This is a genomic window from Candidatus Thiosymbion oneisti (assembly GCF_004359955.1).
GTDB lineage: Bacteria > Pseudomonadota > Gammaproteobacteria > Chromatiales > Chromatiaceae > Thiosymbion > Thiosymbion oneisti.
Genome location: NZ_SMSC01000050.1, coordinates 1 through 11,270, shown reverse-complemented (window position 1 = coordinate 11,270; position 11,270 = coordinate 1). Strand labels below are relative to the sequence as shown.

Below are 11,270 nucleotides of genomic sequence, written 5' to 3'. Positions count from 1 at the left end.
TGCCCGAGCTCGTGATCGATCAGAAATCTGAGCCGCTCCTGGTGCTCGCTGCCTTGCTGGACCGCGAGCAGCTGCACACCCCCAGTAACGACCAAAGACTGACGTGTTCCGCTTCCGATGACGAAGGCGTCGACAATGTTCCAGGTCCGCGGCAGACTCAGGATATTGATGTTGGTCTGGATGGAGAGGACCGAGGCGCGTTTCCTGACGTAGTCTTGCAACACCTCGTTGGCGGGTTGGAGTGTCACCGGAACGGCCTTGCCGTTGATGCGGACGGTCTGGGCCTTCAGCGCCCGGTCGATCAGGACTTCTCGCAGCAGGAAGGTGCTGCCGATAAATCCGATGACCAGCAGCAGGGGCATGACATAGTCCTGTTGAACGTAAACGAGGGACCGGATCTCAAACCCAAACAGGGCCACGAAGCCCAGCAGCCACATGATGAGGAGAAATCCAAAATTCTGCCTGTCATAAGATTCAAACAGCATTTTGTGCTCACTCCAACTATCGCGGTTGCGCGGCACTCTCGGTGAGCCGCGGAGTAGACACACCAGACCCCAACGGACCGGTAACCGCTGGCTGCAACCCGACTTGGGGCAGTTAGGAATTGCCCCCGCTGTTTCGGCCGTGCCGGACCAGTACCTCCGCGATCTTTCGGATCTGCTCCTCGGACAGCTTGATGTCCTTCGCCCCTTTCTGATCCTCTTTAATCTTATTGACGAGCCAGTCGACACCCTTCTCTGCAGCCGATCCAAGGAAATGGACGACGATTGGGATGATAAGTGCCGACACGAACGGTAGCTCACCGACTCCGCCGAAACCATAGATACGAGATGCCGGATCGGCCCCGGCAATGGGTTGCTCGGGATCGTCCTCGAAGTCCTGCCATACCTGGTCGAAAAGTGGCAGCTCGGAAGGCTCCACTTGTTCAACCGCCTTTTTAGCAAGCATTTTCGCGTCGGAGGATGCCATAATCAGGTACTCTAGGTCGTGTTGACATTTAGAAGGTCCGCACAGCGGACCCTACAGTCAATCAAGTGATTAGGGTAGGGTCCGCTGTGCGGACCGCTTGAGCTGGTCGGTCCGAGGCGAAGCCTCGTGAGACTCTGTGTTCTCCGCGTCTTTGCGGTTCAAACAATCTTTGTGCGACCTTCGCGTCCTTCGTGCCTTTGCGGTTCAAACGATTCTGCTGGTAGCTGGTAACTGAAAGTTGGGGTTCGTTCCTCACCCCAACCTACGCGGGCTCACGGCTCATCGGTCTGAGGCGAAGCCTCGCTAGAAACTAACCGGCAGGGCTTTCAATCCATGGGTCCGATAGGATTCTTCCCATTCCAGCGTCTCCGTCTTCAATGCAATCCGCGGCAGGCGACGAATCAATGTCTCAAGCCCGATCTGTGCGGCGGAACGCGTGAGTTGTGCCCCCATGCAATAACGCATCCCATAACCAAAGGTAAGGTACTTATTGGGCTTCCGATAGATATCGAACCTGTCCGGCTCAGGAAATTGGTCGGGGTCACGGTTCGCGGCACCGATCAGAAAGACGATTTTCTGCCCTTTTTTAAACGTCTTACCACGAAATTCAATGTCATCGAGGGCCCTTCTTATCATATATTGTCCTGGGCAATCGTAGCGCAAACACTCGTCCGTCGCCGTGCCAATCAAAGCTGGCTCCGCCTGCAACAGCTGTAATTGATCAGGATGACGGAGTAGCGTAAACATCCCGTTACCGATGACGTGTTGCGGGGCTCCATGACCGGTGAAGAACAAAAATATGCTGTTGGCCAACAACTCATCTTCACTCAGATTCCCCTGAGCGTGCGCCCGGACCATACCCTTGAGCAAGTTATCCTCTGGTTCAATCCAGCTTTGCAGCCGAGCAATCAGGCTACGGAAGTAGCGGGCGAGCTTCAAAAACGCAAAGAGACCACGTTCATCAGTCGTTGGCGGGCTATCCAGATCGATTGAGGTTGAAAGCTCATAGGCCAGGGGCCTGAGCTGTTTACGATCTTCTACAGGGATCCCTAATAGCTCGCAAATCGCTTCTGACATCAAAGGGGAAGAAAAATCATGGATAATATCCAATTCGCCGGATGCCAACGCACGATCAAGCAGACGCTCGGCTTGTTGTTGAATCCAGGACTGAAGCACGGCGATCTTGTTACGAGAAAAGAACGGCCGTAATACCTCGCGCAGCCGCGTGTGGACAGGCGGGTGGGTGACAATGATCCAATGACGCCTTAAGTGCTCGCTTTCTTGCCGAAGCCGCAGAAAGGCTTCCGGGAACATACCCGCCTGGACTTGCACTCGATGTCGATTTTCGACTATCTCCCGCGCTGTGTCTGTGTCATTCCGAGGATCAATACGGTCATCGTTGAGAAGCGTGATCATGTCGGCATAGCGCGTTAAAAGCCAATCCTGCTTCGCTTGCCGATAGTGGATGGGATCCTGGATACGGAGCCGATGATAGACCGGGTAGGGATTGGCGCGGAAGGCCGAGCTTCTGGGATCGAATTGCATTGTTTCCTGATTACTTTATTCCGAATGCATTCCGCATAAGAACCAAATAATGACACTAGAAGGGTATATCAGTCGGTAAGTATCGATAAATCGGTGGTGGTAAATTTTTAAATGATAAAGTGGTTGATAGTCCAACTCCGCCGAGCCGCATAGTGGCCTGACCTATCCTCTACCAGTTAAAGATTTACCACTACCGATAAATCTTCTACAATTGCGTCACACAATTGAGGGAGCGCATCCAACCTATCGCTGCAAATCACACGTCGCGTCGGCACCTCCATTGCCACCCGACTTAAGCCGGCAAACTCCCGCGCTTGTTTGTCGGAAGCTAACTGTAGATGGTCGGTTGCGATTGTTCGATGCGTCATCAATGCCACGGTGGCCATGGCCGGGCGCATGTGTTCGATTGCTGGTGCCGACAATCCGATTTTCCGTTCTCCCAAGACGTATAGCGCCCCCAACGCCAGGGGTTGGCGGTGAAACCGCCACGCGGTTCCATCGCTGCTATCGGTCAAATCCACAAAACGCTTCTTCGAGAAACTGAAAACCTGTGCCAAACCCTTCTCCGAACCATACAGGGCCTGAATGGCCTCCGGCCACAACCGCAGTCGCGGATAACCGGGTAATACCTGCCATTCTCGATCGCAATGGTTAAGCGCGACCCGGTCGTCAGAGAGAATGGCGTACCCCCGCCTCGCGAGAGCCGCCGCCAGTGTTGATTTACCCGCGCCCGAACTACCTAAAACCGCAATGGCGAATCCACCGATCGCTACCGCACAGGCATGGAGGCAAAGAACGCCCCGTAATCGAAGAACAAAGCCCAAAACCGGCCCTAACAAGAGGGCCATTACTTCTTCGATAACCGAAAGCGTCCAAGTGGCCGATACTTGAGTGCCCTCGGAATCGATTGTAAAATCAAGTCGCCCGTCACCGCAAAACCACATGTGAAAATAGGTGCCATCTGCTTTGGATAACACCCTCATACCAGACGAAAGTTGCCTAACGTCCGCCGATGGTGGTTGGATTTCCCCCTCCAGCATTAACTCCACCTGAGTATCAGGGGATACATCGGCACCGGTAGGGGGCAGGCCGGGTAACGGCCAATTTGACCGCAGTGTTAACCCGTAAACAGTATAATAGTATCCGCTATCCATTCATTAGCGAGCTTCAGCCCCCTACGGACAAACCCTGCGGTTTTCGTTTTCGAGATCAGGCTCCAGGGGTGAGCGGTTCTCAAGCATTGCGATCGACCCCTCTAACTTGCCTGGAACGAAAGGTACATCGGTCCGTTCCTCCCAGGAAGAAAAGGGCCAGGAAGAAAAAGCTTCACTCCCATATATCAAGCACTCCCCCGCTTCCTTCCTCCATAAAGGCCCACGTTTTTAATCACGACACATAGGCAGCGGGGGCAGGAGCGCCATCGTGGGCAGCCTCCCTAAACAGGGTCTCCGTCAATTCGCTGACCTGACCAAGTTTCCGTAGTCGAGGCGGACAATACGGACGTTTACTTGTAGCATCGATCGCTTTGGACACCGTCGGTTGGGTTGCATCTTTCTCAGACATGGTCATCTTCCCTCGATTAAGGTCTCGATAAGCTTGGATTGGGAGAAGAGTAAGAAGCTGTTTGGTTAAAACGGACCCTAGTACGTAGTTTCGCTCGATATTGCTAGTCCACGTACTGGAGCGTGTGAACCAAGCGTGTGAGCCAGCAGGTACTATGAACTTGCAACATCGGTCGAAACTAGGTACTAGGGGGTGTTCTCAATTAACCAGACAGCTTCTAATTTCAGGTTACCTTACAAACTTCGGTTTGATGTGGACCTAACCCTGTTTGTCATTTTCGAGATTCAGCCAATAGGCCAACACCAAAGCCAGGTAGATCTGCCGATAAGTGATCGATGTAAAGTCTTTGGCTCGCAGCCTTTGCAGCACGCACTCACCATCAACGTAAGGGGCAATGGCTGGGATGGTCAACAGTTCTTCCATCCAGGGCTGAACCCCACGCTGACGCATCAAGCTGTAATGGGGATTACTCCGCAATACCCTTTTGGGGCGTAACCGTACAGTCTTGGGTAGTATGCCTTTCATGGCCTCGCGCAACAAGAACTTTCGTTCCAACCACGGGATCGGTGGTATGGATTGTAGGTATGACACCAAGCGCACGTCAAAAAACGGATAACGCGTTTTAGTGGGAGGACCGGCGAATCCCGGAGCAGCAGTGGCAAATATATGGGACCACAAGGGAGCAGCCAACATGCCGTAGTGGCTTCTCATCGGCGGGAATTTTACTGCGGCCATAAACTCTCGGTAGCGTGCCTTCAAACCTATCCGTTCCACATAGTCCGGCTTAATCCAATCCGGAAGATCAAAGGGATCCCGCCACTCTCGCAGCCAGCCTCTCATTTGGGTACGCAACCCGAAACCCGGTGGACGGTGAAAAGCGCGGATATATTCCAATGTATCTCGTGCCAAACGCGAAAGCTGGTTGCGTCGTAGCAGACTGATCCAGTGCGACCAGGGAAGGGTAAGCGCCGGATCGCCACCCATTCCGGACAATAGCACCCGGCTGTATCCAGCCACGCGGCGCATAATTTCCAGCTCAGCCGAATGGCTCGAGAACGCCAAGGGTTCGGGAAAGGGATATTCCGGGCGTTTCTCGGGGGCCTGCCGAACATAATCTTCCGCCGCGAGATATTCGATTGAGAAACCTGCCTTCTCGGCCACCTGCGCGGCATAGTCGCCTTCGTCGTCAAAAATAAGCGCGTTGAAGATAATCGTATACGCCCGAAAATCAACCGATGAATCGGTCGCCGTCATTAACCGATACGCAGTGGCGGCAACACTGGTCGAGTCCATGCCCCCGCTCAGATAAGTACCGACGCGGTCGGTTCGCAGCCGGTCTGTGATGGCCCGTTCAAACAGCTCTCGAAACCGCTCGATATACTCTTCCCGACGGCTGTAACGCACATACTCCTGCGCAACTTCCGGCAATTGCCAATAACGCTGGACGCGCAGCTTGCCATCCGACCAAATCAAGGTGTGAGCAGGGGGTAGCTTTCGAATATCGGCAAACACGGTCGTTGTGAAGTCGAGATTCATACTAGCCAGCAGAAAATCGCCGATAGCCCGCTCATTGAGATGGTCGGAGACTTGCGGGTGCAACCGTAAGCAATTGATGTGGTTGCCGAGAATCAGGGCGTTTTTCGTTTTCGCATAGTAAAAAGGCACAATTCCAAAGTGATCCCGGGCACAGAACAAGCGTTGCGAACGGCTATCCCAGATCGCAAAGGCAAAATCCCCGCTCACCCGTTCCACACAGTCCGCCTCCCAAACTCGGTAAGCGTGCAACATGAGATCAACATCAGGCACCTCCTTGTCAAACCGGCATCCGGAAGCACGCAATCGATCAATCAATTCGTCTCGCCGGTCCAGGCGAATATCCCCTGTAATCCAAACCTCTCCGTCCAAACTGTGGGGTTGGCGTTCTGTTTCCGATTCCCAAGTCGTGCGCAATAGGGCGTGACCAAAACCGATATGGGCGTTACCCCAGGTCTCCTGGGCATCGGGGCCCTGGGGTAACATCAAGTCGGTCATTCTATGCAACAAATCGAAATCGATCGGTTGACCGTCGCCATTTAGAATGCCGATAAAACCGCTCATCGTTGTCAGGGTATCACTGTGATCAGCTTGGCTTCACGCAATTCATCAATCAGCACATGCATGTCCTTCCGGAGCCTGGCCTCATCCACATCGTATTCCGTCAACAACTGCTTCATAGCAGCCTCCGGATTACCGTTTTCGGCGAATAGTTGCCACAGACGCATGCCCACTTCATCCAGACTGTAATACAACTCGTTTTCCAGGTCCAGGAGCACGGTTTCGTCACCTAGCTCCTGAAAAAGGAGCTTGGACGAAATGGTGATTTCTTTAGGTAAAGGTGTCATAATGCACATCCTTCCGCTGTCGTTGCAGAAACTCGGGAAATCTTGGCAGGCGAGTAACCATATCAGCCCCTGACGAACTTCGGCTCGCTGCGAGCACAACCCTTTGATTTCTGGTTTTCGAGACCAGGATCCAGAGGGGGAGGGATTGAATGATCGATGGTAGTTTATCACTAAATGGTAGCATAGTCACTAGTTGGCAATAACTCCGTATTATAGCGGTACAGGAAGAGTTTTGAACAGATCTCATGCATAATGATACATTTGGAAAAAGAGAGCGTCTTACGCACAAGGTATTATTCCAGCGCCTAACATGGGCCTTTCTCCCGTTTCTTTGCCAACAGGGTAATGCTGCTTATTCGGAATAACAGCTTGATACGCTTCCCAATAATCGGTGAAAACCATGGCTTTTTTATACGCGGGCGGTATGCGTTCCCAGAGGATGACGAAGCTTGCTAGACTTAATGTAAATACTCAACAGAAAAAGCCTCAGTGCAACGATTACTGGTCTCCTTGATCCCCCAGAATATTCTGAAGGGTTCTTCTTTAATTGACGAAAAACATCTATAGCACCGCCTCTTGTGTTTTGAATACACAATTCAATTTCGTAACGTGCCCGTGATTTGAAAAATAACGTAACTTCCGGAACTGACGCTACTAGCTTTTTTATTATCCGCCTGCTATATTTGGTAACAGGCTTGTCTTTTACCAGCCACCACATGGCAGTTGATGATAGAGGTAAATATACCATCAATCCTAACGTTTCATTAATCGGTGTGGAGCGTAACTTCTTATAATTTTTCCAGTAAGCATCATCGGTAGCATTACCACGAATCAGCTTTTCAGATAGGGCCCGCTCGTAAAGTGATGTCCCCGGATAAAAGGTTAGCGAAAACAAAGTTACTGAAAAAGGTCTTGGTAAAGACGCCACCAATTTAAAGGTATCAACTTGATCTTGTTTCGACTCCCACGGATTGTCAAGTATTATATAATACAGCACCCAACGGAGTTGCCCTTGGTTTATGAAATGATTGATAAGATGGGCCGTCTTAAGCACGCTTGCGTTGCTTTCCCATGTTCGGCCATAAAGCTTGCGAATGCGTTCACTCCCCGTTTGGATACCAACTCTTAGCTCGATGAGACCTGCATCGCACAAGAGCTGAAGTTTTTCCTCGGTCACACTCGGGGAGTCTGCCCCGTGGATTTTAAATGGTAATCCTATGTGTTTCTTGTATTCCCGTACAAAATAACGAATATCGTCCCTCTTCAGTGCCATAAAGCAATCGTCCGGAATTACTATATGAGAAAAGGCAAACTGATTTTTTGCCCATATCAATTCGCGAATTACATTGTCAAGATTGCGTGCCCTGAAACGCCTGATCTTGGCATCCTTGCAAAGCGCCGAATATCTATCGTTGACACAATACGTGCATTTATAAGGGCAACCTCTGGTTGGAGAAAAATTATACTCCCCGGCTAAGAACCATTTATAAGTTCGGAGACTATTAATACGAGTGATTCCATGTGAGTCTACAATATAATGACTACCGTCAAACGCATAGTCCGGTGAGGGAATGTGGGATATATCCGTTTGCGCTATATATGTCACTGGCAATTGGTTAGGTAACCTTAAGCCTGGAATATTGTCATAAGTCCGATTCTCCCGCAGCCGATTCGCTAAATCGACCACTAAATCTTCTCCTTCGCCCATGCAGACCATATCAGCGTATTCTAAGCATTCGTCAGGCGATACAGTGGCGTGAACACCTCCCCATATAATAGGGATATTAATACGTGACTTGATTTGTATCGTTATCTCCTTGGCCCGATGATACGTTGGGGTTACTACTGATATTCCAATATAGAGGCTTCCTGTAACGAGTTTAGCAATTTCATTATGAATATGGTCGGGAAATATTTGCACCTTCCCCATAGCTGCTTCGCGAGAAACATAACCATTCGCAAAAACGACCACTGTTTGATAACCCGCTCGTTTGAGTACCGCTGAGAGAAATCGTACTCCAAGTGATGGACCATATTGGTCAACAGTTATTAATGTGATCTTTGGTTTTTGGGTCATCAGGTTGTCCTTTTAACTGCTTTAATTCCTTGCAGAAACTCGGGAAATCTTGGAGAGCTGCAGGCGAGTAACTATTCAGTCCCTGACGAACTTCGGCTCCCTGCGAGCACAACCCTTTGATTTCTGGTTTTCGAGACCAGGATCCAGAGGGGGAGGGATTGCATGGTCACACAGGTAGGACAATTTCTTAAGGGCATCTTGAAAAATAGGCGTTTTCACCGATCAAGCGACTCTAACCCATTGATTATAGAAGCGTGCTGTTGACGAGAATCGTATTTTTCAAGGTGCCCTTAAGATGCCTCGTAGGTGACCTAAGAATTGCGGTAACTATTCAGGTACAAGATATTGTGTTTGGCGGCCTACAAAGCACAAAATGTTGTGTTTTCATCGCGTGGAAACGCACGAAAACACCGCATTTTCCACCCATCATCGCACTTAGAAAAGTGTAAGCCTTTGTTTTATATATGAATGGGGTACCTGAATAGTAACGAATTACGTCCTCAGAGCAGAACCACCGATCCGTCAGCCTTCATTTTATTGGTGCCCAGGGACAGAATCGAACTGCCGACACGGGGATTTTCAGTCCCCTGCTCTACCGACTGAGCTACCTGGGCTGAGGGTAAGCGCCCTTCACGCTGCCGCTATCGGAGCTACCGCAAAGGGAGAGGGCCTAATTAAAGCGGGAATGATGAGAAGGCGTCAAGTATGAACTGCTCCGATATCAACCCAAGGCGGCAATGCCGCCTCTCGATGTTGGGAGGGGCCATGCCAGGGGGATACATGGTAGTGTTGTAACTTTAGTTTTTAGGGTTCAAATAGATATTATAAATCAATACCTTATATGATCGAAACAACAGATATTATAACACCACCCCGGCGGGAAGCATCCGAGCTGCTGGGCCAGTTTCACGAAGAAGCCGTCCGCGTCATAGCCCTTGATGTAGAAGGCGTACTTATCCGGCTGGAGCAGACGTTCGCGCACCTGTGAGGAAGGTTCGTTGTCCTGGTAGGTGATCCGTTGTCGAACTGGGGTACGGCAGCCAAGTAGTCGAAAACCGGGTCGTTCTCCCCGCTGTAGCCCACCACGATCCACATACGGCCCCGCCCGGCATCTTCGAACACCGGCTTCAGGTGCTTGGCGTGGTCCTCTATCTCCTCATCCGTGTGCAGGAGGCGAAACCCGGAGCGCTGCCCATGGAGATGGAACACGGCCTGGTCGGGGATGTCGGCGGGCTTGAAGAGCTGGGAGGCGGCAAAGTCGTAGACCGCCGGAAATTCCCCCACCAGCGCGCAGGCCTGGACCACCAGGGGATCGAAGTTGACGGTAAGGACCCGATCGACGAAGCCGTGCTGCATGAGCTGGGCGATGGCGATGTGGGCCCAGTTGATCTTGGCCTGGTCCACGAACTCGGCAATCAGATCCCGCCGCGCGCTCGGCGGAAGCTCTGCCATGCAGTGGGGATAGGTCTTGTGCGTCGCCCGTCCATAGGCCGGCGGATTGCGCGCCTTGATCTCCTCCACGAAGTCGGCGGCGGTGGGGATGCCCGCTGCGACCGAGCAGCCCGCGCCGATGAGCAGGGTGCATTTCTTGTCTTGGTTGACGGCGTTTTTAAGCGTCCAAACCAGATCGTCCAGCTTTCTTTCTTTTTTCATGTCGGCCCTCGAAGACCTCGCTGATCGCACTCTTGAAGTGCGCCGTCTTAAGCAGTGCGGTTTGATCGGACCCCAACCCGTAGGATGCGGTGAGCGCCTACCTGTATCCAGGGACCTGTCTGTTCGCCTATCTGCCGCAGGCAGGTCCCGGGGACGGGACAAGCAGACAGCGAACCGCATCGATGGATGGTGGCGTGTTCCACACCAGGTTGGGTATGGCACGATCCAACGATGCGGTTCGCGGCCTACCCGCCCCGTCCCTGGGGCGGGGCAGGCGCTCACCGTATCCTACGAGCTCGGGATGACACTGGGCTGCGGCCATTTCACAGAATAGTAGGTCGGATTAGGCGCGTGCTTCGGTGTTTGGTCGAGTCCCAGGATTTGGGCGCACCGTAACCCGACACACAATGCCGCGGGCCAGTCTCGGATGTTGGGTTACGGCGCGTTCAACCTCGGTTGCCCAGGCTCGCATCGCCAGACGCGCCTAACCCGACCTACGAGCTGCGTGGGAACGAGAGCAGGAAGAAAACCCTCATGACCCATTGGCAAGAGCAGCCGGAATGAAGACCACCCAGGCGGGATGCGGTCGTCCCTGACCTTTCCCGCCCTACGTGGGCTACAGGCTTTCCCCTGGCTACAACGCCTGGGCCTGGGACGGATGCGTCGCCCAATCCAAAGCGGCGGCGGGCAAGTGCCGTGGGAAAATCGATCCGGTTGCTTCAAAAGGCTTCCATTTTATCGACTAAGCGGGTAGGTTGCCGGGGGTGAAAATTGTTTTCGCCAGTATCAAACTGAGCAAGCAGCTCAACCAGCGGCGCGAGATGGTGAGGGCCTGTGGCGAAAGGCGCAGTAAGCGGTTGCGGGTCGTGGTGGCAACACTGCAGGCCGCGCCGAACCTCAGTGTGCTGGCCCCACCGTACAGCCCGCCACATCGCTGCCACGAGCTGACCGGTGACCGCAAAGGTGCCTTGAGCATCGACCTGGATGGCCCCTACCGTCTGATCGTTCAACCCGTGAACGATCCGCTACCGCAGCGCCCGGAGGGCGGGCTGGATTGGAGCGCGGTGACGGCCGTCAAGATA

Annotated in this window: 9 protein-coding genes and 1 tRNA gene; 1 reads left to right on the top strand and 9 read right to left on the bottom strand. The window is 52.6% G+C overall.

Translation table 11 applies throughout. From position 1 onward, the window contains the following. From E1958_RS18770 to E1958_RS18730, 9 genes are all read right to left on the bottom strand, one after another. A partial coding sequence (locus tag E1958_RS18770) for a hypothetical protein (RefSeq protein WP_133513229.1) occupies positions 1-485 on the bottom strand: 485 nt, incomplete at its 3' end. 112 nt (positions 486-597) lie between these two features. Continuing rightward, complete coding sequence (locus tag E1958_RS18765) at positions 598-969, bottom strand: hypothetical protein (protein ID WP_133513228.1); 372 nt, start codon at positions 967-969, stop codon at positions 598-600. 303 nt (positions 970-1,272) lie between these two features. Next, entirely contained in the window at positions 1,273-2,514 is a 1,242-nt protein-coding gene (locus tag E1958_RS18760; RefSeq protein WP_133513227.1) for a cytochrome P450, read from the bottom strand. A gap of 176 nt (positions 2,515-2,690) precedes the next feature. After that, complete coding sequence (locus E1958_RS18755) at positions 2,691-3,554, bottom strand: phosphoenolpyruvate carboxykinase (ATP) (RefSeq protein ID WP_207787907.1); 864 nt, start codon at positions 3,552-3,554, stop codon at positions 2,691-2,693. Positions 3,555-4,335: 781 nt separating this feature from the next. After that, positions 4,336-6,174, bottom strand: a complete 1,839-nt coding sequence (locus tag E1958_RS18750) for an asparagine synthetase B family protein (protein ID WP_133513225.1) — start codon at positions 6,172-6,174, stop codon at positions 4,336-4,338. A gap of 5 nt (positions 6,175-6,179) precedes the next feature. Further along, entirely contained in the window at positions 6,180-6,458 is a 279-nt protein-coding gene (locus E1958_RS18745; protein WP_165742210.1) for a PqqD family protein, read from the bottom strand. Between the two features lie 409 nt (positions 6,459-6,867). After that, a complete protein-coding gene (locus tag E1958_RS18740) occupies positions 6,868-8,535 on the bottom strand; it encodes a B12-binding domain-containing radical SAM protein (protein WP_133513223.1) in 1,668 nt (555 codons plus the stop codon). 538 nt (positions 8,536-9,073) lie between these two features. Next, positions 9,074-9,149 (bottom strand) — tRNA-Phe (locus E1958_RS18735). A 292-nt stretch (positions 9,150-9,441) separates the two neighbouring features. Continuing rightward, complete coding sequence (locus E1958_RS18730; RefSeq protein WP_133513222.1) at positions 9,442-10,188, bottom strand: SIR2 family protein; 747 nt, start codon at positions 10,186-10,188, stop codon at positions 9,442-9,444. Positions 10,189-10,952: 764 nt separating this feature from the next. Between E1958_RS18730 and E1958_RS18725 the strand changes: the two genes are divergently transcribed. Then, positions 10,953-11,270: killer suppression protein (locus tag E1958_RS18725; protein ID WP_133513221.1), on the top strand; the 318-nt coding region annotated here is incomplete at its 3' end.

Coding starts and splice junctions, on each gene's coding strand:
- E1958_RS18765 (WP_133513228.1), bottom strand. CDS start 969: ATGGCATCCTCCGACGCGAAAATGCTTGCTAAAAAGGCGGTTGAACAA.
- E1958_RS18760 (WP_133513227.1), bottom strand. CDS start 2,514: ATGCAATTCGATCCCAGAAGCTCGGCCTTCCGCGCCAATCCCTACCCG.
- E1958_RS18755 (WP_207787907.1), bottom strand. CDS start 3,554: ATGCTGGAGGGGGAAATCCAACCACCATCGGCGGACGTTAGGCAACTT.
- E1958_RS18750 (WP_133513225.1), bottom strand. CDS start 6,174: ATGAGCGGTTTTATCGGCATTCTAAATGGCGACGGTCAACCGATCGAT.
- E1958_RS18745 (WP_165742210.1), bottom strand. CDS start 6,458: ATGACACCTTTACCTAAAGAAATCACCATTTCGTCCAAGCTCCTTTTT.
- E1958_RS18740 (WP_133513223.1), bottom strand. CDS start 8,535: ATGACCCAAAAACCAAAGATCACATTAATAACTGTTGACCAATATGGT.
- E1958_RS18730 (WP_133513222.1), bottom strand. CDS start 10,188: ATGAAAAAAGAAAGAAAGCTGGACGATCTGGTTTGGACGCTTAAAAAC.